Source organism: Burkholderia sp. Ac-20349, assembly GCF_017104865.1.
GTDB lineage: Bacteria > Pseudomonadota > Gammaproteobacteria > Burkholderiales > Burkholderiaceae > Burkholderia > Burkholderia aenigmatica.
This window is the reverse complement of record NZ_JAAGPM010000145.1, coordinates 1-19,497: the sequence shown is the minus strand read 5'-3', so window position 1 is coordinate 19,497 and position 19,497 is coordinate 1. Positions and strand designations below refer to the sequence as shown.

General features: G+C 67.4%; 22 protein-coding genes. 9 read left to right on the top strand and 13 right to left on the bottom strand.

What is annotated here, in order from left to right; genetic code table 11:
- Positions 1 to 147: 147 nt before the first annotated feature.
- The 4 genes from G3N61_RS32065 to G3N61_RS32050 all read right to left on the bottom strand — a co-directional run bounded on the left by G3N61_RS32065 (position 148) and on the right by G3N61_RS32050 (position 4,086).
- Complete coding sequence (locus tag G3N61_RS32065; protein WP_205824412.1) at positions 148 to 969, bottom strand: SDR family oxidoreductase; 822 nt, start codon at positions 967 to 969, stop codon at positions 148 to 150.
- Between the two features lie 98 nt (positions 970 to 1,067).
- Positions 1,068 to 1,535, bottom strand: coding sequence for a cupin domain-containing protein (locus tag G3N61_RS32060; protein WP_089453894.1), 468 nt, complete (start codon positions 1,533 to 1,535; stop codon positions 1,068 to 1,070).
- A gap of 201 nt (positions 1,536 to 1,736) precedes the next feature.
- Positions 1,737 to 3,371 (bottom strand): DUF2306 domain-containing protein, encoded by a 1,635-nt coding sequence (locus tag G3N61_RS32055; protein ID WP_205824411.1) that lies wholly within the window; start codon positions 3,369 to 3,371, stop codon positions 1,737 to 1,739.
- 37 nt (positions 3,372 to 3,408) lie between these two features.
- Positions 3,409 to 4,086 carry a DUF4336 domain-containing protein gene (locus G3N61_RS32050; RefSeq protein ID WP_089453896.1) on the bottom strand — a complete coding sequence of 226 codons (678 nt, stop codon included), beginning with the start codon at positions 4,084 to 4,086 and terminating at the stop codon, positions 3,409 to 3,411.
- A 61-nt stretch (positions 4,087 to 4,147) separates the two neighbouring features.
- Here G3N61_RS32050 and G3N61_RS32045 point away from each other — a divergent pair, with 61 nt between their 5' ends.
- The gene (locus G3N61_RS32045) at positions 4,148 to 4,780 is read left to right on the top strand and encodes a TetR/AcrR family transcriptional regulator (protein ID WP_205824409.1); all 633 of its coding nucleotides are present in this window, start codon (positions 4,148 to 4,150) and stop codon (positions 4,778 to 4,780) included.
- Positions 4,781 to 4,849: 69 nt separating this feature from the next.
- Here G3N61_RS32045 and G3N61_RS32040 read toward each other — a convergent pair whose 3' ends face one another.
- Both G3N61_RS32040 and G3N61_RS32035 read right to left on the bottom strand, forming a co-directional pair.
- A complete protein-coding gene (locus G3N61_RS32040; protein WP_205824408.1) occupies positions 4,850 to 6,202 on the bottom strand; it encodes a pyridoxal-dependent decarboxylase in 1,353 nt (450 codons plus the stop codon).
- Between the two features lie 20 nt (positions 6,203 to 6,222).
- Positions 6,223 to 6,522, bottom strand: coding sequence for a helix-turn-helix domain-containing protein (locus tag G3N61_RS32035; protein WP_043178878.1), 300 nt, complete (start codon positions 6,520 to 6,522; stop codon positions 6,223 to 6,225).
- 131 nt (positions 6,523 to 6,653) lie between these two features.
- Here G3N61_RS32035 and G3N61_RS32030 point away from each other — a divergent pair, with 131 nt between their 5' ends.
- Positions 6,654 to 7,772, top strand: coding sequence for a hypothetical protein (locus G3N61_RS32030; protein WP_205824407.1), 1,119 nt, complete (start codon positions 6,654 to 6,656; stop codon positions 7,770 to 7,772).
- Between the two features lie 13 nt (positions 7,773 to 7,785).
- Here the strand turns inward: G3N61_RS32030 and G3N61_RS32025 are convergent, their stop codons facing one another.
- On the bottom strand, positions 7,786 to 8,670 hold the full coding sequence (locus G3N61_RS32025; RefSeq protein WP_205824406.1) for a LysR family transcriptional regulator: 885 nt from the start codon (positions 8,668 to 8,670) through the stop codon (positions 7,786 to 7,788).
- 129 nt (positions 8,671 to 8,799) lie between these two features.
- Here G3N61_RS32025 and G3N61_RS32020 point away from each other — a divergent pair, with 129 nt between their 5' ends.
- Positions 8,800 to 9,837: an aldo/keto reductase gene (locus G3N61_RS32020; protein ID WP_205824405.1), complete on the top strand. Its 1,038-nt coding sequence runs from the start codon at positions 8,800 to 8,802 to the stop codon at positions 9,835 to 9,837.
- 41 nt (positions 9,838 to 9,878) lie between these two features.
- On the opposite strand, the gene G3N61_RS32015 is transcribed toward G3N61_RS32020, so the two are convergent.
- Positions 9,879 to 10,079, bottom strand: coding sequence for a hypothetical protein (locus G3N61_RS32015; protein WP_205824413.1), 201 nt, complete (start codon positions 10,077 to 10,079; stop codon positions 9,879 to 9,881).
- A 251-nt stretch (positions 10,080 to 10,330) separates the two neighbouring features.
- Here G3N61_RS32015 and G3N61_RS32010 point away from each other — a divergent pair, with 251 nt between their 5' ends.
- Positions 10,331 to 10,807, top strand: coding sequence for a GNAT family N-acetyltransferase (locus tag G3N61_RS32010; protein WP_043178885.1), 477 nt, complete (start codon positions 10,331 to 10,333; stop codon positions 10,805 to 10,807).
- Positions 10,808 to 10,964: 157 nt separating this feature from the next.
- Here the strand turns inward: G3N61_RS32010 and G3N61_RS32005 are convergent, their stop codons facing one another.
- Positions 10,965 to 11,690: a class I SAM-dependent methyltransferase gene (locus tag G3N61_RS32005; RefSeq protein ID WP_205824404.1), complete on the bottom strand. Its 726-nt coding sequence runs from the start codon at positions 11,688 to 11,690 to the stop codon at positions 10,965 to 10,967.
- A gap of 183 nt (positions 11,691 to 11,873) precedes the next feature.
- Between G3N61_RS32005 and G3N61_RS32000 the strand changes: the two genes are divergently transcribed.
- Both G3N61_RS32000 and G3N61_RS31995 read left to right on the top strand, forming a co-directional pair.
- Positions 11,874 to 12,881, top strand: a complete 1,008-nt coding sequence (locus G3N61_RS32000; RefSeq protein WP_205824403.1) for a hypothetical protein — start codon at positions 11,874 to 11,876, stop codon at positions 12,879 to 12,881.
- A 224-nt stretch (positions 12,882 to 13,105) separates the two neighbouring features.
- Entirely contained in the window at positions 13,106 to 13,915 is an 810-nt protein-coding gene (locus G3N61_RS31995; protein ID WP_089454080.1) for a TlpA disulfide reductase family protein, read from the top strand.
- Between the two features lie 37 nt (positions 13,916 to 13,952).
- On the opposite strand, the gene G3N61_RS31990 is transcribed toward G3N61_RS31995, so the two are convergent.
- Positions 13,953 to 15,026 carry a LysR family transcriptional regulator gene (locus tag G3N61_RS31990; RefSeq protein WP_241017999.1) on the bottom strand — a complete coding sequence of 358 codons (1,074 nt, stop codon included), beginning with the start codon at positions 15,024 to 15,026 and terminating at the stop codon, positions 13,953 to 13,955.
- Here G3N61_RS31990 and G3N61_RS31985 point away from each other — a divergent pair.
- The 3 genes from G3N61_RS31985 to G3N61_RS31975 all read left to right on the top strand — a co-directional run bounded on the left by G3N61_RS31985 (position 14,982) and on the right by G3N61_RS31975 (position 16,661).
- The gene (locus G3N61_RS31985; protein ID WP_089453906.1) at positions 14,982 to 15,581 is read left to right on the top strand and encodes an NAD(P)H-dependent oxidoreductase; all 600 of its coding nucleotides are present in this window, start codon (positions 14,982 to 14,984) and stop codon (positions 15,579 to 15,581) included. The genes G3N61_RS31990 and G3N61_RS31985 overlap by 45 nt on opposite strands.
- Before the next feature lie 433 nt (positions 15,582 to 16,014).
- Positions 16,015 to 16,344 carry a SymE family type I addiction module toxin gene (locus tag G3N61_RS31980; protein WP_205824402.1) on the top strand — a complete coding sequence of 110 codons (330 nt, stop codon included), beginning with the start codon at positions 16,015 to 16,017 and terminating at the stop codon, positions 16,342 to 16,344.
- Complete coding sequence (locus G3N61_RS31975) at positions 16,341 to 16,661, top strand: helix-turn-helix transcriptional regulator (protein WP_205824401.1); 321 nt, start codon at positions 16,341 to 16,343, stop codon at positions 16,659 to 16,661. Before G3N61_RS31980 ends, G3N61_RS31975 begins: the two co-directional genes overlap by 4 nt.
- Positions 16,662 to 16,833: 172 nt before the next feature.
- Here G3N61_RS31975 and G3N61_RS31970 read toward each other — a convergent pair whose 3' ends face one another.
- The 3 genes from G3N61_RS31970 to G3N61_RS31960 form a co-directional block, all read right to left on the bottom strand.
- Positions 16,834 to 17,238 (bottom strand): hypothetical protein, encoded by a 405-nt coding sequence (locus tag G3N61_RS31970; RefSeq protein WP_043179268.1) that lies wholly within the window; start codon positions 17,236 to 17,238, stop codon positions 16,834 to 16,836.
- A 124-nt stretch (positions 17,239 to 17,362) separates the two neighbouring features.
- Positions 17,363 to 18,955: a DHA2 family efflux MFS transporter permease subunit gene (locus G3N61_RS31965; RefSeq protein WP_205824400.1), complete on the bottom strand. Its 1,593-nt coding sequence runs from the start codon at positions 18,953 to 18,955 to the stop codon at positions 17,363 to 17,365.
- On the bottom strand, positions 18,952 to 19,497 hold a 546-nt coding region (locus G3N61_RS31960; protein WP_205824399.1), incomplete at its 5' end, for an HlyD family secretion protein. The genes G3N61_RS31965 and G3N61_RS31960, both read right to left, overlap by 4 nt.

Sequence of the window (19,497 nt, the reverse complement as noted above, 5' to 3'; positions counted from 1 at the left end):
GCTTCACCGCTTCACCGCTTCACCGCTTCACCGCTTCACCGCTTCACCGCTTCACCGCTTCACCGCTTCACCGCTTCACCGCTTCACCGCTTCACCGCTTCACCGCTTCACCGCTTCACCGCTTCACCGCTTCATTGAATCGCGGCATCACGTCAGGTTCATTCCCCCGTCGAGCATCACGATCTCGCCCGTCACGTAATCGGACGCGACGAGCATCGCGACCGTCTGCGCGATGTCGTCCGGCGTCGCCGCACGGCGCATCGGCGCGCGCTCGCGCCAGAGCTGCTGCGCATCCGTCCAGTCGGCCGTGAGCGGCGTATCGACGAGCCCCGGCGCGACCGCATTGACGCGAATCGCCGGCGCGAGCGTGCGCGCGAGCAGCCGCGTCGTGTGATTGAGCGCGGCCTTCGCCGCCGCATACGGAATCGACGCACCCTTCGGCCGCACGCCCGCATGCGAGCTGACGTTCACCACGCACCCGGCCCGCCCGTGCGACGCCGCCTCGCGCAGCGCGGCCTCCGCCTCGGCGACGAGCCGGAACGGTGCGATCACGTTGATCTCGTGCATCTCGCGCCACACGTCGGGGGTCGCCGCGGCGAGATCGTCATGCGGAATCACGCGGCTGACGCCCGCATTGTTGACGAGCACGTCGAGCCGCCCGTGCACGGCCAGTGCGTCGCGGATCAGCCGCGCGCGTTCGGCATCGTCGGCGAGATCGGCCTGCACGTAGGCCGCGCCAAGTTCGCGCGCCATCGCGCGCCCCACGTCGGCCGAGCTGCGCGAATGCAGGATCACCGCATAGCCGTCCGCCGCCAGGCGGCGCGCGATCGCCGCGCCGATCCCCGACGTCGATCCGGTGACGAGCGCGACCGGCCGATGCAGGCGCGACGCGCGCGGCTCGGCAACGGCTTCGGTTTCCGGTTCCGTTTCGGGAATCGGGGCAGACATCGGCGGGAGCGGCGCGTCCATATCGGGGAACCCTGTCAGTGGCGTTCCCGCATCATAATCGCGACGAACCCCGCTGACACGAACGGGGCGAGTCGTGAAGCGAGCGCAGGCAGGCCGGGTCAGGCCTGCTTCGGCAGATCGACATAATCCTCGAGCTCGCCCGCGACATAGAGCCGCTTGCCGACGCGCGGGTATTCGCAGACGTCGTGTTCGAGCCGCTGCCCGCCGACGAGCAGTTCCAGCGGCGTATCGCCGGTGTTCTGCACCGTGTGGGCTTCCCCGCCGCGCGGAAAGCCCAGAAAATCGCCGGGCCCGATTGCATCGGTGCGTTCGCCGATCGTGACCGCGCCCGTGCCGGACAGCACGTACACGAACTCTTCTTCGTACAGGTGACGGTGATACTCGGCCGATTCGTGACCGGGCATCAGCGTGAGCAGGTGAACACCGAATTGCGTCAGGCCGGTCAGGTCGCTGAGTTGTCGCTTGAGACGAACGGCATTGGGATTCAGCGAATGCACCGCGCGCGTCGGCTCCATCTTCGCGATATCGGCGGCCTTCAGCAGTTCACGGGGGGAATGGGTCGACATGGGGGTTCTCTCGTTGGCATCATGCTTCGATTGAGCGAGCCACCCAGGCCGGCACGGCGCGCGTGCCGGCCATTGTCCGATATTTTCCTGCGGGCAAGGGGCGCGGTTCGACGGAAAAACGACAGGCGGTCCATCCTCATCCGCACGCACCGCCCCGTTGCCCGCCCATCCCCTCTGCTTCGTGCGAACACGCGAGCGCAACTAGCGCGCAAATTTCTCCTGCGTCGCGCTGCCATAGACGGCGTAAAGCGAGCCCGCCAGCATCGCGAGAATCAGGCCGACGCTGATCGCGACGCGATAGACGCTGGTGATTTCGACGTAGTGCTGCAGATCCGGCATGCCGATCTGAAGATAGATCCACCCGACCAGCGGCACGAGCGCATAGACACTCGGCAGCGCCAGCACGCAGAGAATGGCGAACAGGCTCCACTCCTTGACGAGCGCGTGGCGTTCACGCATCACGCCCCACAGCAGCAGCACCGCGAAGAACAGTTCGAACGCCCCGTTCATCTGGAACGGCGTCCCGCCGGACGACGTGATCGCGGTCGGGCCGCCCAGCAATTGCCCCCAGTACAGCAACACGGCGCCGTTTGCGGCAGTCAGCACGCCGGTCGCCGTCGCGAGCCGCATCGTCCGCGCCGGCTGCGCCTTCCCGATGAACGCGGCGCGCAGCAGGAACGGCGCGAGCGCGCACACGCCGATCGCACTGACGGCATAGAGCCAGCGAGAACCGGGCGCCGCCCGCAGCACGCTGCCCTGGAACGCGGCCAGTCCGGCCGGAATCCAGTCCTTGCCGGCCCGGAATTGGTCGAGGCCGGGCGTCACCAGGTAGTGATCGACGACAGCGGCCAGCGCGGCGATGCTCAACACCGACAGCACCGCGACGCCCACGTTGGCGACGGACTCCGTCAACGCGACCGGGAACACCGGGCCGGCGCGGCCCGTGGCCGGGCGAGACTTCTGGAACCAGCGATTCATGCACAGCAGCAGGTAGCCGAAGAGCATGCATTGCGCGATCAGCACGGCGACCGCCGAGAAATTGGACGTGTTCTGGTTGACGTCCGGATAGACCATCGCGGCCCAGATCCAGTCGATGCGTGTGAACGGCGCCGTGAGCAGGAAGCCGTAGTTGATCGCCATATAGGCCTGATGCTGGGCGATCTCGCGGCGGATCAGGTGATGGATCGACATCCACAGCGAGGCCGTGACGCCCAGCGCGAGAAACCAGAGGCCGGTCGCGAACGTCAGCGTGTCGTACATCATCGCGACCGGCGTGCGCACCATGTAGGTCATCGCGCCGATCATCGCGATCTGCGACGACACCATGTAGATCACGCCGGCCGTGCGATGCCAGCGCGGATAGTTGCGGCGCAACGCCGGCCAGAACTGCAGCGCGCCCAGCAGCATGCACGTGCCGCCCATGATGTTGTGCAGCGACAGGATGACGATGTTCGCCTTCGGCATCTGTGCGTAATAGAGCACGGTGTCGTAGAAGCCGTTCTCGCCGAACATGAGCCGCGCCGACGTCAGCCTGGCCGCGATCCAGATGAACGGATCGTCGGTGCCGAACACCTGCCCCCAGCCGGGATCGCCGCCGGCGATCGACATCGCGCGGAGCTGTTCGCGCGCATGCAGGAGCGCGTCGCCCGATACCGCGCCGAAATTCGCCTGCCCGGTCGCGATGGCCGTCAGCGCGTAGAGGACGGTGACGACGGCAAACGCCACGAACACCACGATGGCCCACGTGCGCAAGCGGCCGCCCGGCGCGTCGCCGGCACGCGCCGCGATGGCGGACGCCTGTGCCGCCGGGTGCCCGATGTCATTCGATCCTGCCATCCCGTCTCTCCCTGATCGTGCGTCGTTATCGATGGATTCAAAGCCACGCCATGCCCTGCCGCACCGCGTCGTGCGCGTGCTCGGTCAGCGGGTCGCCGTGCGCGAGCGCCACGCGTTCGAACGGCCATTCCAGCAGCCGGTCGATGCATGCGCGGGCCACGCGCCGGTCGCGATAGACCACGCGCAGCAACGGATGCCAGCCGACCTGCCCGAGCACGCCGCCCAGGCGCAGGTAGTGCCGCGTCAGCCAATGCGGCGACGCGTGAAAGTTCTCGACGAGATCGCAGGCGATCAGCGTGCGGCTGGCCGGGTGATAGAACACCGTCTCGCCCAGCAGGCAGCCTTCGATCGTCAGCAGTTCGAAGTCGTTGCCCCATTCCGGATGCGGCACCTCCGTCAGCACCGCGTCGAAGCGCAGATCCTTGCGCTTGCGCTGCAGCGCGGCCGGGCCGTGCAGCAATGCGCGTGGATACGCGGCGACGGCGCCGGCCGCATAGAGGTGATGAAACAGGTTCGGGCAGACGATGTGGCCGACCTCGCCGAGCGCATCGATTGCCGCGCGCAACCCGGCATCCAGCGGCACCGGCGAATGCAGCAGCAGCCGGCCCGACGACAGCCGGACGACGGTCATGCGCGTACCGACATGCAGCCCCATGAAAGAATGAGGGACTGATGCAGTCCAGATATCCTTCGTCAACGCATCAAGGGCGGGCATCGCCAGAACCGACAATGTTTGAGTTGCAAACATTGTCGAACGTGACATTGAACACTGTCAAATGAGTAGAAACCCCGGGAATCAGAAAGCGGGCTACCACCACGGCAACCTGCGGCAGGCCGTGCTGGATCTGGCCTTTGCCGCGCTCGAGCACGCAAACGGGCGGGAGATGAGCGTGCGCCATCTGGCCACGCAGCTGGGCGTGTCGGATTCGGCCGTCTATCGCCACTTCGTCAACAAGGATGCGCTGCTGGTCGCGCTGGTGGTCGACGGCTTCCGGCGCCTGACGCAAGTGCAGATCGACGCGTTCGCCGCGGAAATTTCACGCGGCGCGTCGGTGCGCGACGCGTTTCGGGCCGGCGGGCTGGCCCACGTGAAGTTCGCGCACGCGCATGCCGAGTTGTTCCGGCTCATGTACGGCGGCTTTGCGGTCCAGCACCGGGACGATGCCGAACTCGTCCAGGCCCGGCGCGAGAACAGCGAGGTGACGACGCAAGCGATCCGGAGGATGGTCGGATCCACCCTCGACGAGCAGCAGATCCGCGCGTTCAGCGTCGGCGTGCGCAGCTTCGTGCATGGCTTCGCCATGCTGTGGATCGACGGTCACCTGGAAGGTGGCGAGGCGGAGATCGAGGCACTGGCGGAAGCCGCGTTCGAATTCTCGATGCACGCGTTTCCCGAGTCGGTGCGCTGACGATGCGGCGGATGCGGTGCTTGCGGGGAAACGCGGCGCGCGTGAGTGAATCCCGCGCACCGCCACCGCTCAGCGCACGTGCACGCCGCGCAGTTGCGTCAGCAAGGCCACGAGGCGATCGATGTGCGCGTCTTCGGTACGCCACGACGACACGCTGATCCGGAACGCCGGCCGCCCTTGCCACACCGTCGCGCCGAACCATACTTCGCCCGACGCCTGCGCGGCCTCGCGGATCGCCGCCGTTTCATCGTCGGTGCCGGCGCGCACGAGCACCTGGTTCAGCACGACGCGGTTCAGCACGTCGTAGCCGGCGGCACGCAGGCCGTCCGCGACCCGCGCCGCCTGCGCGCAATGCCGCTCGACCATCGTGGCCACGCCGGCACGGCCGAGCGAACGCAGCGCGGCCCACACGGGAATGCCGCGCGCCCGCCGCGAGAATTCGAGGTTCAGGTTCTTCTGCGCGTCCTGCGCGCCGCTCAGGTAGACGGCGTCGCTGTTCATCGCGGTCGCAAGCGCGGCCGCGTCGCGGCAGATCACCATCGCGCCGTCGTACGGCGTGTTGAGCCACTTGTGACCGTCGGTCGTCCAGCTGTCCGCGCCGTCGATGCCGTCCGTCAGCGCGCGCTTCGACGATGCGCGGGCCCACAGGCCGAACGCGCCGTCGACGTGCACCCACGCGCCGGCCGCCTTCGCAGGCGGAATCAGCGCCGCGAACGGATCGAACTCGCCGGTGTTCACTTCGCCGGCCTGCACGCAGAGGATCGTCATGTCGTCGAGCGGCGGCAATTGCGCCGGGTCGATGCGGCCGTGCGCGTCGACCGGCGCGACGATGACGCGCTTCATCCCGAAACCGAGCACGCGCAGCGCCTTCTTCACCGTGATGTGGGCAAGCTCGGAGATCACGACCTTCACTTCGGGCGCGCCGATCAGGCCGTCCTCATCGACGTCCCAGCCCTTGCGCGCGAGCAGCGCGCGCCGCGCGGCCACCAGCGCGACGAGCGTGCAGGCCGTCGCACTCGTGCCGAAGCCGACCGCGCTGTCTTCGGGCAACCCGAGCACGTCGACGACCCAGCGCGCGGCCTGGCGCTCGATCGTCGCCGCGACCGGCGAATTCGCGTACGACGACGCGCACTGGTCCCACGCCAGCATCAGCCGCTCGGCCGCCGCCGCGGCCGGCAACGCGGCGCCGATCACGAAGCCGAAGTAGTTCGGGCCGTTCGACGCGACGGTCGCGGGCGACCCGCGTTCGTCGAGCAGGCTCAGCACGTCGTCGGCCGGGCGGCCCGTGTCGGGCAGCGGCTCGTCGAACGCCGCCAGGCCGGCCAATGCGGCCGCGTCGGGAAACGCGCGCCGCTCGTTCGTCGCGGCCAGATACGCGTGCGCGCGCCGGTCGGCGTCGGTCAGCAATGCAAGTTCGTCCATGTCGGTTGCCTCGGTAAGCGTCAGAGTTGCGAGAGATCGTGGCCGAGCTGCTGCAGCGCGCCGTCGATCCGCTTGTAGTACGTGAACTTGCCGACGCGGGTCGCCTGCACGAGCCCGGCATCCGCGAGGATGCGCATGTGGCGCGTGGTCGTGGCCGGCGCGATGCCGAGCTTCTCGGTGATGTACGTGCAGCACACGCCGAGTTCGTCGACATCGCCGTGCGGCTGCGGCGGGAAATGCTTGCGCGGCTGCTTGAGCCAGCGCATCACGGCCAGGCGGCTTTCGTTGGCCAGTGCGCTGATGCGGGTGACGTCGTCCATGAGAATACGGAGCTCGATTAACGTTTCGAATATTAGCTAAATGACGAAACGTGATCAAGCGGGTCGGACGATGCGTTAAAGTGCCCGCTCTTCGCCGAACAACAAGATCATTCATTCCACCGGGGCCATTCATGATCGATCGAAAGCCGCAGCCTGCTCGCGTCGTCGCAGCGCTGACCGTCTCCCTGTTGCTGGGCGCATGTGCGACCACTTCGACTATCAAGCCGCGCCCCGTCGTCGGCCCGGCCTACCCGTTCATGCAGTTCGACGCGCAACGCGCGTTGCTGGCCGAAGCCGTCGCGTACACGGGCCCGGAGACCCGCTGGCGCTTCGTCGACAGCGCACGACATACGTCGACCGCCTTCCCGTCCGGGGCGGGGATCCAATACATGACGTTCCGCAGCGACAATCCCGACACGATCGTCATTTATGCGGGACAGAATGCAGTCGCACGATGCACCTCCGGCGTCGCCAAGGGCCAGGCGTGCCCGCGCCTGACCATCTTGCTCTCGACCGATGGCGGGCAGCACTTCCAGCGCCGCGAAATCGACCTGCCCGCGCTCGCTCACTCCATCTCCAACAACTCCGGCAGGCACGGTGGCACGCCGCCGTTTCCGGTACCGGCGATGGTCGTCGAGCGCGGCATCCTGTATGTCGCGGCGGGCGGGGATGCAAAGCCGCTCGTGCGCGTCAACGGGTGGCGCGGCGACATGACCGTCCTGTCGACGGGCGAAGCCGTCGAGCACACGACACCGCTCGGGCGCGCCTACACGTGGCCCGAAGGGATCGAGGTGCGGCGGCCCATCGACAAGATCGGCCCGCTGAAACGCGGGCCCGTCTATCTGTTCGCGGTCGCGCTGCCGGCCGCGACGCAAGCGCCGCCCGACGAACCGGCGACGGGCGATGCATCAGTCGCCGATGCGCCCGTCTGCGCCTATCGCCGGATGCGCAAGGCGTCGAGCTTGCTGCCGAACCTGACGGCCGTTCCGCTCGTCGGCAGCCGGCTCGAACAGGCGCCCGCGCTTCCCGATTTCGCGATGCCGGCCCCGATGCCATACAGCCAAAACGACCTGTACCAGGCGAGCATCAACGAAACCCGCCGCGGCGAGTTGCTCGACAAGTGGCGCACTGTCTATCCCGAGTGGGTCGCCGCCCAGCCGCCGGTCAAGAGGTTCACCCCTCGCGCGATGCTGGAGCTGAGCGCGGCCAAGATCGACTGCGGTCCCGACTACCCGTCGAAGTGGGACTGACGTCGATCCGCGTTCACGCCGCGAGCGCCTGCGCCAGCCTGTCGATCAGCGCGCGCACGCGCCGTGGCTGCACCGCGTTGCCCGGATAGACGATCTGCAAATCGACGTCGCCCGGCGAGAACGCGCGCAGGACTTCGACGAGCGCGCCGGACGCCAGATCCTGCTCGACGTCGACCAGCGACTTCAGTGCAACGCCGTGCCCGGCGACGCACCACGCGCGCACGAGCGCGCCGTCGTTGGCCACACGCCGGCCGCGCACCGTCACGCGCCGGGGTTCGCCGTCGATGCTGAACGGCCATTCGGCATACAGGTCCGGCCCGAAGCGCATCACGATGCAGTCGTGTGCGGCGAGATCGTCCGGATGCTGCGGCGTGCCGTGCGCAGCGAGATACGCGGGCGACGCGCACACCACGCGCCGCGCACGGCCGAGCGAGCGGCTGCGTAGCGAACTGTCGGCGAGCACCCCGCGGCGAATCGCGAAATCGAGCCCCTGCCCGACGACATCGACGTAACCGTCGCCGAGATGCAGGTCGACCATGACGCCCGGATGCTCGGCCAGGAACGCGTCGACGACCGGCACCACGCGCTCGCGGCCGAGATCGGCCGGCGCGCTCAGACGCACCGGCCCCGACAGGGTCTGCACGCCGAGCCGCACGCGGCTTTCCAGTTCGTCGGCCTCGGCCAGCAAGCGCCGCGCGCCGTCGACGAGCGTGCGGCCTTCGTCGGTCAGGCTGATCGCGCGCGTCGTGCGCGTGAGCAGCGCCGCGCCGTAGTGGCGCTCGAGCGCCGTCAGACGCTCGGACACGGTGGCCGGCGACAGCCCGACCTCACGGCCCGCCGCGGCCAGCCCGCCCTTCTCCACGATGCGCAGGAACAGCGCGAGATTGTCGAGCAGCATTATTCGCCTCTTCCGAACGATATTTTCGAAGTCTGCCCAATTATCCGAAATATCCGCAAGCGATACAGTGTGGCAACACCGGCTTCGCGGCCGCCACCCGGCACTTCGATCACCCAAAGGAAACCCGCCATGGAATACCGCACCCTCGGCCGCTCCGGCCTCAAGGTTCCCGTCCTGAGCTTCGGTGCCGGCACGTTCGGCGGCACCGGCCCGCTGTTCAGCGCATGGGGCAACACGGGCGTCGACGAAGCGCGCCGCCTGATCGACATCTGCCTCGAAGCGGGCGTGAACCTGTTCGACACGGCCGACGTGTATTCGGACGGCGAATCCGAGCGCGTGCTCGGCGCCGCGCTCAAGGGACGTCGCGACCAGGTGCTGATCTCGACGAAGACGGGCCTGCCGACCGGCAACGGCCCGAACGACGCGGGTACGTCGCGCGCGCGGCTGGTCCGCGCCGTCGACGCCGCACTGCGCCGCCTCGACACCGACTACATCGACCTGCTGCAACTCCACGCGTTCGATGCGGGCACGCCGGTCGAGGAAGTGATGTCGACGCTCGACGATCTCGTGCGCGCGGGCAAGCTGCGCTACATCGGCGTGTCGAACTTCGCCGGGTGGCAGATCATGAAGTCGCTGGCAGTGGCCGATCAGCATGGCTGGTCGCGTTACGTGGCGAACCAGGTCTACTACTCGCTCGTCGGTCGCGACTACGAGTGGGATCTGATGCCGCTCGGCGCCGACCAGGGGCTCGGCGCGCTCGTCTGGAGCCCGCTCGGCTGGGGCCGGCTCACCGGCAAGATCCGGCGCAATGCGCCGCTGCCCGAACGCAGCCGCCTGCATGAAACGGCCAGCTATGGGCCGCCGGTCGACGACGCGCGCCTGTACGACGTGGTCGACGCGCTCGACGCGCTCGCCGAGGAAACCGGCAAGACCGTGCCGCAGATCGCGCTGAACTGGCTGCTGCAACGCCCGACCGTGTCGTCGGTGATCATCGGCGCGCGCAACGAGGAGCAACTGCGGCAGAACCTCGGCGCGGTCGGCTGGGCGCTGACCGATGCGCAGGTCGCGAAGCTCGACGCGGCAAGCGCGGTGGAAGCGCCTTATCCGTACTTCCCGTATCGCCGCCAGCAGGCGTTCGCGCAACTCAATCCGCCGCTGCGCGGGTAACGGCGACGGCCTGCAAAACCTGCGGACGCGATCGTGCGGCCCTACGCCGGCACGCGCGCGTCGCCGAGCCGCACGACCTTGTCGTCCGGCCCGATGACCGAGCGCCGGTGCGTGATCGCGACGACCGCGCTCGCGCTCGACAGGACGACCACCGCGACGCCCGTCAGCAACGTCGGGCGATCGGCCTTCCAGTCGGCCCGCAGGCCCTCGGTGATCGGATGCGGCGCACGGGTCTCGTTCAATGACGCGATGAACCGGGCACGACGCAGCCCGGATGGCAGCGATGGGCGAAAAAAGCCCACCAGAGTAAAAGGAATGCCGTGGCGGCGTTCGGGCGGCGCGGCGGTGGCGGCGCGCGGCCGGTCGTGGCACCAGAAAGCGCCGGTGTCATGGGCCTACCCGCCGCGCGTCGAACTGCCTATCGTGGATGCCTCCGTCGTTTCCGGCCCGGCCGGCAACGCGTCCCCCCCTCCTCATCGAAAGGTTCGTGAACATGAACGCTGCAGAAGCCGGCCTGACCGTACGCACGGTCCGGGAAGACGACTACGACCAATGGCTGCCGCTTTGGGACGGCTATAACCGCTTCTACGGCCGCTTCGACGATACCGCGCTGCCGCTGGCCGTCACGCAGCGCACCTGGTCGCGCTTCTTCGACGGCTACGAACCCGTGCATGCGCTCGTCGCCGAGCGCGAAGGCCGGCTCGTCGGGCTCGTGCATTTCCTCTATCACCGCAGCACGACGCACATCGGGCCGACCTGCTACCTGCAGGACCTGTTCACGCTCGACAGCGAGCGCGGCAAGGGCGTCGGCCGCGCGCTGATCGAAGCCGTGTACGACGCCGCGCGCGCGCACCGCGCCGAACGCGTGTACTGGCAGACGCACGAGACGAATCACACGGCGATGCGGCTCTATGACACCGTCGCGGCAAAACCGGGCGCCGTGCTCTACCGGAAGGAGTTGTCGCGCTGAGTTGAACGGCGAGATGTGGACAAGCGCCACTGCCCGATCGCCCCGCCCGATTGAAGGCCATGGTCCCTCCCGGGAACGGCCTCTTCGACAAACTTGGTAGCCCCGGGGATACAAGATCATCCTTTCGGCCGATTGTTGTGTCCCCGGGGCTACCCATTCAACCCACCGGCCGCGCCTTGATCCACAAAAATAGCGGCACGCGCGCCCACTGCTTCAACTGGTCCGTATCCGCGTGATCGGGCGGCGGCTCGCGCAGCGACACGATCGCGAAGCCGGCCGCTTCCAGCGCTTCCATGTACGCCTGCAACGGCAACGACCAGCCCGCGAAGTGCATCGACAGCCCGTCGCGCGTTTCCACGCCATCGAAGTGCTCGCGCCCGAAATAGCTGCCCGTCAGCACGAACGGCGCATCGGGTTGCGGCCCCGCGAAGCTGCCGCGATCGCGGAACGGATGCACGAGCGAGATGAACAGCGTCCCGCCCGGCTTCAACACGCGACGCGCCTCGTTCAACGCGCGCTGCATGTCGTCCAGATCCATCAGCACGTTGTACGCCATCACCAGATCGAAGCTGGCCGTGTCGAACGGCAGCGACGCCGCGTCGGCCAGCTTGTAGCGATGCGCGGAATCCGCGTGACGCGCGGCGTCGAGCATCGCGGGCACCACGTCGGTCGCGGTCACGTCGTAGCCGAGCGCCTTCAGTTCGCGGCTCACGCGGCCTTCGCCGCAGCCGATCTCCAGTGCGCGGCCAGTGTCGCCGCCGATATACGCCGCAAGCCCCGCGCGGTATTTCCAGAATGCGTCGTGCCCCGGCTTGCCGGCCCAGTCGATCCATTGGTCGGCGACCTGTGTCCAGTGTTCGGTGATGGCTGTCGTGTCGGTCATGTGCGCTCCCGCCCGGTGTGCGTCGTTGGCTCAGGATGCGCATGGTAAGCCGAAGCGGCGGAACACGTCGGCGGGGCGCGCCGCGCAGCCGGTTTCCGTTTCCGGCTGCGACGTTCTACAGTGACATAAAACAATCTGCGTCGCCGCCGCTCGACGATGCGCACCCGATTCCGAGGAAATCCCATGCCGAGCATCCTGGCCTCGCCCGCCAATGTCCCTCCGAGCCCCGTCGCGGCGGAAACGCGCATGGTGCACGACGTCGCGACGCTGAAGCCGTCCGACTACCGTTCGGCGGACGGCGCATCGTGGGTCATCTCCACCCTCACGCCGGCCGCGGACAGCGGCATGAACGTGACCGGTACGACGTACTTCGATACCGCGAAAGGCCAGACCGTCGCGGTACCCGACGCGCGGCGCCGCTATGCGAATCGCGGCACGTGGCAGGTCGTCGCAAGTTCGAGCCCGTCCGTGCCCGCCACCGGCCGCTACGACTGGCTGACGCTCGCCTGGCTGCCGATCAACCGGCGGCCGCTGCCGCAAACGCCCGAGCACCTGTATTCACCGTTCATTCGCGGCGGCACGATCGTCTATCGCTGGAATCCGGCGGCGGAAGGCGGCGAGCAGTTCGGCAACGTGCGGATGATCTTTCCGGAATGGACGCAGCAGGTGGCCGATGCGTTGCGGTCCGCGCCTTCCGCGTCACCGGACGGCGCCAGCGCGTCGGCCGCGCCGTCGGCGCTCGACCGCATGAAAGCGGACACGAATCCGATGACCGCCGTGCTCGACTTCGGCGATGCACTACGCGACGAGCCGGTCGGGCGGATCGTCGCGCGGCTGCCGGGCCTGTTGCGGGTGAAGGATCTGCACGAACTGTCGGCGCTCGTGTTCCTGTGCCTGTCCGGGTCGCGCGACGAAGACCGGCCGCGCCTCGTCGAAACGATCAACGGCTCGATCGCCGCGACCGACGACAGCGCGCGCCTGCTCGCGATCGCGTACGGCGCATTCGCGGCCGGCCGGGCGCGGCCTTATCCGTTCCACGATTCGGAGCAGACAGCGCGCATCAACGACGTGTTCGGCGCGTTGAAGCGGCGGACAGCGGCGCTCAACGTGCCGGTCGCGGAAGGGTCGCCCTGGTACGAGTTCTTCACGGCGTATCGGCTCGGCGGCGCGGCGGCGACCAAGAGCCCGTAACGAGCCTTCCGGTTCATCGCATACCCGCACGAAACAACGTCCTCCTGACGATGCGGGCGGGCGCGAGCATCGAAGCCGCCGGATTCCCTCTGACGCATGCGAGTCACGAAGGGAACCCGCGTGCATCAGGCCGTGTCGAAACGCCGCTCGACCATTGACGGCTTCATCGTCATCGGCCGATGATCGTCGTGCCCCCGCCCGATCACGCCACCTCTTCCCTGTTCATGTTAAGCATTGGTCCCTTCTCGATCCGCGTCGTCGCGGTGGCCGTCGCCGCGCTGCTCGCGTGGCTCGTCGCCCGTTTCATCCAACGCCGCCCGCCGGACGGACATCACAAGACCGCGTCGAGCCTGATCCTCGATGCGTTGCTGTTCGGCCTGCTCGCCGCGCGCATCGGTTACGTCGCCCAGTGGTGGCATGAATACGCCGCCGCGCCGCGCTCGATCATCGCGCTCGGCGACGGCGGCTTCGACTGGCGCATCGGCCTCGCGGCGGGAATCGTGTTCGCGGGCTGGCGCCTGCGCCGCCTGCCCGCGCTGCGCCGCCCGGTGATGGCCGGCATGCTCGCCGGTGTTGCCGCCTGGGGCATCGCACAAGGCACGCTCGCCACGTTGCAGCACGGCGCGCCGCCGCTTGCCGCGTTGCAGCTCGAAGCGCTCGACGCCACGCCGGTGCCGGTGCAACGCTTCGCGGGCAAGCCCGTCGTCGTGAACCTGTGGGCCACGTGGTGCCCGCCGTGCCAGCGCGAAATGCCGATCCTCGCGCAAGCGCAGCAGGATCATCCGGGGATGACGGTGCTGATGGTCAACCAGGGCGAAGACGCGCAAACGGTGCGCGCGTTCCTCGAACAGAAAGGGCTGCGGTTCGATCACGTGCTGCTCGATCGCACGCTGCACGCGATGAAGGCCTACGGTTCGCGCGGGTTGCCGACGACGCTCTTCTTCGATGCCAAAGGCAACCTCGTCGAATCGCACATGGGCGAGATCACCGCCGCGCGGCTGAAGGATGCCGTGGCGGACCGCTTCGGCCAGTAACGCGCGTCTCGTCCAAAGAACCGCGGCAACCGCTTCGTCACGTCCGGGCTTCGACCGCGGCCAGCCGGGCCGGCAGATGTTCCAGCAGCGCATCGACGGCGGCCCGGACTTTCAGCGGAAGATGCAACGTGTAGGGCCACACCGCCTGGATCGGAAAGATCACACCCGGCCGATCGGGCAACAGCTCACGCAACACGCCGCTGCGCAACGCGTCGCGCACCAGCCAGTACGGCAGCCACGCGACACCGAGATCCGCGACGGCCGCATCCATCAGCGCGCTCAAATCGTCGGACAGCAAGCGAACGGCGGGCTGCAGCTCCACGGGCTGACCGTCGACGATCACGCGCCAGCGATGCACCTGGCCGAAACGCGTATAGGCCAGCGCCTTGTGCCGTTCGAGTTCGTCATAGGTCGCAGGCTCGCCGCAGCGGCTCAGGTACGCCGGCGATGCGCAGAACGCCATCCGATGCTCGCCCAGCGGACGCGCCACCAGCTCGCTGCTGTTCGGCAACGTGCCGACGCGCACCGCCAGATCGAAACGCTCTTCGACCAGGTCGACGGAACGATCGCTGAACGACAGGTCGAGATCGAGCTCGGGATGCGCCTTTGCCAGTTCGATCAGGATCGGCGCCACGCAAAGATGCCCGAAGAGCGTCGGCATCGACACGCGCAAGCGCCCCTTCATCTGCCATTTGCCGGTTTCCAGCAGCGCCTCGCCCGCCTGGATCTGCTCCATTGCGCGCAGGCAATGGTCGTAGAACAACGCCCCTTCGTCGGTCAGGCTCTGGCTGCGCGTCGTCCGCTGAAACAGCACGACGCCCAGCCGCTCCTCGAGGCGCGCGATGCTCTTGCCGACCGCCGAGCGCGTGATGTGCAGCTTGTCGGCGGCCTGCGCGAAGCTGCTCGCTTCCGCGGCGGCGACGAAGACGTCGATGCCCTTCAGGTTGTTTCGCATGCAATTGGGGATAAATACGCTACACAGTGCGTCGATCTTATCTCTTTTGGGGATAAAAGGTGGCTGATAGGATCGATTCCAGTCCTCACATTCGCAACGGAGCACCCCGGCATGGCACGGATCCTCGTCCTCAAATCCAGCATCAACGGCAGTCATTCGCAAACCGGCGCGCTGATCGACACGTTCCTGGCCGAGCGCCAGGCCAACGGCCATGCCGACGACGTGATCGTGCGCAATCTCGTCGACACCGACCTGCCGATGCTCGACAGCGAGCTGTTCCACGCGCTGCGCGGCGCGGCCAATCCGAGCGAGCGCGCGCAACGCGCGATCGTGCTGTCGGACGAGTTGATCGCCGAGCTCAAGGGCAGCGACCTGCTGCTGATCGGCGCGCCGATGTACAACCTCAACGTGCCGACCCAGTTGAAGAACTGGTTCGACCTCGTCGCGCGCGCACGCGTGACGTTCCGGTACACGGAGACTTACCCGGTGGGACTCGTCGAAGGCATCAGCGCGATCGTGTTCAGTTCGCGCGGCGGCGTGCACGTCGGCCAGGAAACGGATGCGGTCACGCCGTACCTGCGTGCCGTGCTCGGTTTGATGGGTATCTCCGATGTGGAATTCGTCTATGCGGAAGGGCTCGACATGAAGCCGCACGGCTTCGACGCGGGACTCGCGAACGCACGCCGGCAGATGGACGCGCTGCATGTGTGAGTCGGGGCCGTCGTGGCGGACAGCACGGTGGCGTCCCCGCACAAGTTTGGGTGTTGCCGGCACGACGCGAACGACATCGTCGTGTGACCTGCGGCCGGCGAATCGAAACATTCGACCGACACGCTTTCTGACATATCGGCCATGAAGCGACGATGCGTCCCGCCAGCGCAATCGCCGTGGAATCGTTGCGCAGCAAGCATCACGATATCGGGGTGACCGTCAGTGCCGACGAAGACACTCCAGACCCGCACCTGACAGTGGCCGATCTCGGCTAGAGTGGTTGCACGTTTTCGCGTGGAATGTCATTTCATTTCGATATGCAAAATATGTGAATGGATGACGATCGAATTCCGCTGCGTAAACGAGCGCGGCCCGCTGGTGTTAGAGCACCTGCGGGCCGCTAACCACAACCCACTCATCATGGGAGTCAGTCATGGCTGACGCGAATCATAACGCACCGGTTAGTTTTCACGATTGTTTCGTGCCCCCTCGAATGTCTCTTCAGACTCGCCGCATCGTCCCGCACCTCAGGCTCAGCGACATGGCACCGCCAGTCCTCCATCTGTGGATGAAACTGTCCGGCCGCTGGATCGAGGCAGCGGGCTTCGAACCCGAGCAGCGCTTGCAGATCGAGGTCACGCACAAGCGGCTGGTGATCACGCCGATCGATGAGGGGCACGGCGACGATGTCGGACAGGATGCCGATCGCGCGACAAGACAACCCAGGCCGCAGTTTTCGGTGATCACGGGAGGAGCGGAATGAACTACAACGACTCGCGCCAACGCGCCTACCCGTTGCCGGATGACTTCGGCCTCGACGATGCAGGCGCACTCTCGGCCAAGTCTGCGCTCGTACTGAAACTCAATGCGCTGATCGTCTCGCGCGGCCTGAGCGAAGACGAGGCTGCGGCGCTCTCGGAGATGGCCCGGCCGGTCGTCACGCCCGAGCAACGCGAAAGGCTTCGGAACGTTTCGCTGGAACTGCTGATGCAGACGCTCGCGTCGTTGGGTCAGCATGTGGAAATCGTGGTGCGGCCTGCGGGGCCGCCGCATTCGGCAGGCATCACGGTGTCGGTCTGACAGCCGGCGGAAAGGACGGAAGGGCGTCTGTGTGGCGGCCGGGCCCGGCCGCCACCGAATGCCCATCACAGGTGAGCCGGCGCAAAGTGCCGGCTCGCCGCGATCATCCTCGATACGTCGACAACGTCCTCATGAACGGCCCCGGGTTCCGACGATGCCCCGGAACTGACGGTCAGGGCTGCGAAAACACCATCACACGCCCTTGCACACGCTGGAGCTTGAGCCAGCCCATGTCGGCAGTGAAACGCAATTGCTGCAACGGGAAGTCGAACTGTGCCTCCCCGGCGGCGCTCACGACCGCCTTGGCGATCCAGCGGATCAGCGCCTTCCCTTCCTCGGTCGTCACGCTGCCATTCTGCACACCGTAAAAATAGCGATTCCCGGCATTGACCTCGTTCTGCAACTGCATCCAGTGCCCCGGCAATCCCTGCAGGGTTCTGAACAGGTCGGCGACCCGTTGCGTCGTGAGGCCGCGCGCCCACAGCGCGCCGTTCGCCGCCGGCCGCGCCAGGTTGTGGCGGTCCGCTGCCTGGGCCTGCTCCTTGATCTGTCCTCTCAGGGAATCATCCTTCGACATGCCACACTCCTCATGGTGATCAGCGCGGGAGAACAGCCTCGCGCGCCGCATGCACGATACGCCCATTACGAGAAGTCATCGCCTGTCAGCACTATCAGGCTTCAACATCGGGCGTCTGTCCCCATCACGCTTTCTTCGTCCCCTTCAACACGAACGCCGCCGCCGTACACGCAGCCATCGCGACACCCGCGATCAGGAACGTGTCACTGTACGCCATCAGCAGCGCCTCGCGCATCACGCGCTGGTTCACGAGCGCGAGCGCCAGCTCGTGCACGCCGCCGGTCGACGCACCCGGCAACGCATCGGCACGCGACCCGTGCACGCGCGACAACAGCCGCGCCAGCATCGCCATCCGTTCCTGAAAGGCTGCCGAAAACGGCGAAACGGCCTCGCCAATCCGCATCGCGTGCAGTTTCTGCCGCTCGACGACGATCTGGCTCGCCACCGCGATACCAATCGCGCCGCCGACGTTGCGCACCATGTTGAACACGCCGGACGCCGAACCGAGCTGCGCCTTCTCGATCCCGTCGACGGCCATCACCGACAGCGCGATCACGACGAGCGACTGCCCGATCCCGCGCACGACGAGCGACGGCACGATCACGTTCGACGCGGCGTCGGCAGTCAGGTGGATGTTCATCAGGCAGCCGGCCGCGACGAGCACGAAGCCGAGCACGATCGTCGCGCGCGGGCTCGTGCGGCGCATCAGCGGCGGCGTCAGGAACGACATCACGAACTGCACGATCCCGTACGGGATCATCGCGAGGCCGATGTCGCGCGCGCTGTAGCCGTGCAGCTCGGCGAAGTAGTTCGGCACGAGAAACACGACGCCGAACACCACCGCGCCGAACAGGAACTGCATCAGGCTCGCGATCCCGAAGTTGTAGCGGCCGAGCAACCGCAGGTTGATGAACGGCTCCTTGCGCCGCAGCTCGATCGCGACGAATGCGACGAGCCCCGCCACCGCGACGATCGACAGCTCGACGATCAGGTCGGACGCGAACCAGTCCTTGCGACCGCCCTCTTCCAGCACGATCTGCAGCGCACTCAGGCCGAGCGCCATCGTCGCGATCCCGAACCAGTCGGCCTGGCGCAGTTTCGACAACTGCACGGGCACCGGGCGGATCGCCCACGCGATTGCCACGATCAGCGCGATCGCGGGCGGAATCTGCAGATAGAAGATCCAGCGCCATGAATACATGTCGGTGAGCCAGCCGCCAAGCGATGGCCCGGCCGCCTGCGCGACGTTGTTCGCGACCGCGAACAGCGCCATGCCGAACGGATGCTTCGACGGCGGCAGCTCGGTGACGATCAGCTGGAACGACAGCGGAATCAGCACGCCGCCGAACGCGCCCTGCAGTGCGCGCGCGACGATCATCGACGAGATGGTCGGCGCGACCGAGCACGCGATCGAGAACGCCAGAAACCCCGTTGCGCCGACGAGCAGCACGCGGCGCGCGGAGAACACCTGCACGAGCCAGCCGGTGAGGGGAATCACGACGATCTCGGCGACGAGATAGGCGGTCGAGATCCACGAGCCTTCCTCGAAGCTCGCGCCCAGCGAACCGCGGATGTCGGGCAGCGACGCGTTCGTCACGTGCACGTTCATCCCCGCCATGAAGCAGCCGAACACGCCGCCGAGCACCGCGACCCACGCGCGCAGCGAGACGGTTTCGTCGTGCGTGGCCTGCGTAGCCTGCCCGGTTGCGGCCGTCACGATCCGGCTCCCGGTACGCCGCGCGTGTCGACACGCGCGATCACCGACATGCCGGGCCGCAGCACGAGGCCCGACGGCGGCGCATCGAGGCGGATCTTCACGGGCACGCGCTGCACGATCTTCGTGAAGTTACCGGTCGCGTTGTCGGGCGGCAGCAGCGCGAATTCGGCCCCCGAGCCCGGCGCGAGCCCGAGCACGCGGCCGTGCAGCGTGCGGCCCGCGTAGGTATCGACATCGATCTCGACCGGCTGCCCGTCATGCATCGCGCCAAGCTGCGTCTCCTTGAAGTTCGCGACGACGTACACATCGCGCAGCGGCACGACCGCGAGCAGCGGCATCCCGACCTCGACGTACTGTCCCGCGCGCACCGCCCGCTGGCCGATCGTGCCGTCGCGGGTCGCGCGGATCACCGTGTGTTCGAGGTCGAGTTGCGCCAGCGCGAGCTTCGCGCGGGACGCCGCGAGTCGCGCACGCGCCTGCTCGATCGCGGCCGTACTCTGCGCGCGGCGCCGGCGCAGCACCGTCTGCTGGTCGTCCTGCGC

What these genes read in the sequence shown, in the direction of transcription:
- G3N61_RS32065 (WP_205824412.1), bottom strand. Translation starts at nt 969, where the DNA reads ATGGACGCGCCGCTCCCGCCGATGTCTGCCCCGATTCCCGAAACGGAA.
- G3N61_RS32060 (WP_089453894.1), bottom strand. Translation starts at nt 1,535, where the DNA reads ATGTCGACCCATTCCCCCCGTGAACTGCTGAAGGCCGCCGATATCGCG.
- G3N61_RS32055 (WP_205824411.1), bottom strand. Translation starts at nt 3,371, where the DNA reads ATGGCAGGATCGAATGACATCGGGCACCCGGCGGCACAGGCGTCCGCC.
- G3N61_RS32050 (WP_089453896.1), bottom strand. Translation starts at nt 4,086, where the DNA reads ATGCCCGCCCTTGATGCGTTGACGAAGGATATCTGGACTGCATCAGTC.
- G3N61_RS32045 (WP_205824409.1), top strand. Translation starts at nt 4,148, where the DNA reads ATGAGTAGAAACCCCGGGAATCAGAAAGCGGGCTACCACCACGGCAAC.
- G3N61_RS32040 (WP_205824408.1), bottom strand. Translation starts at nt 6,202, where the DNA reads ATGGACGAACTTGCATTGCTGACCGACGCCGACCGGCGCGCGCACGCG.
- G3N61_RS32035 (WP_043178878.1), bottom strand. Translation starts at nt 6,522, where the DNA reads ATGGACGACGTCACCCGCATCAGCGCACTGGCCAACGAAAGCCGCCTG.
- G3N61_RS32030 (WP_205824407.1), top strand. Translation starts at nt 6,654, where the DNA reads ATGATCGATCGAAAGCCGCAGCCTGCTCGCGTCGTCGCAGCGCTGACC.
- G3N61_RS32025 (WP_205824406.1), bottom strand. Translation starts at nt 8,670, where the DNA reads ATGCTGCTCGACAATCTCGCGCTGTTCCTGCGCATCGTGGAGAAGGGC.
- G3N61_RS32020 (WP_205824405.1), top strand. Translation starts at nt 8,800, where the DNA reads ATGGAATACCGCACCCTCGGCCGCTCCGGCCTCAAGGTTCCCGTCCTG.
- G3N61_RS32010 (WP_043178885.1), top strand. Translation starts at nt 10,331, where the DNA reads ATGAACGCTGCAGAAGCCGGCCTGACCGTACGCACGGTCCGGGAAGAC.
- G3N61_RS32005 (WP_205824404.1), bottom strand. Translation starts at nt 11,690, where the DNA reads ATGACCGACACGACAGCCATCACCGAACACTGGACACAGGTCGCCGAC.
- G3N61_RS32000 (WP_205824403.1), top strand. Translation starts at nt 11,874, where the DNA reads ATGCCGAGCATCCTGGCCTCGCCCGCCAATGTCCCTCCGAGCCCCGTC.
- G3N61_RS31995 (WP_089454080.1), top strand. Translation starts at nt 13,106, where the DNA reads ATGTTAAGCATTGGTCCCTTCTCGATCCGCGTCGTCGCGGTGGCCGTC.
- G3N61_RS31985 (WP_089453906.1), top strand. Translation starts at nt 14,982, where the DNA reads ATGGCACGGATCCTCGTCCTCAAATCCAGCATCAACGGCAGTCATTCG.
- G3N61_RS31990 (WP_241017999.1), bottom strand. Translation starts at nt 15,026, where the DNA reads ATGACTGCCGTTGATGCTGGATTTGAGGACGAGGATCCGTGCCATGCC.
- G3N61_RS31980 (WP_205824402.1), top strand. Translation starts at nt 16,015, where the DNA reads ATGGCTGACGCGAATCATAACGCACCGGTTAGTTTTCACGATTGTTTC.
- G3N61_RS31975 (WP_205824401.1), top strand. Translation starts at nt 16,341, where the DNA reads ATGAACTACAACGACTCGCGCCAACGCGCCTACCCGTTGCCGGATGAC.
- G3N61_RS31970 (WP_043179268.1), bottom strand. Translation starts at nt 17,238, where the DNA reads ATGTCGAAGGATGATTCCCTGAGAGGACAGATCAAGGAGCAGGCCCAG.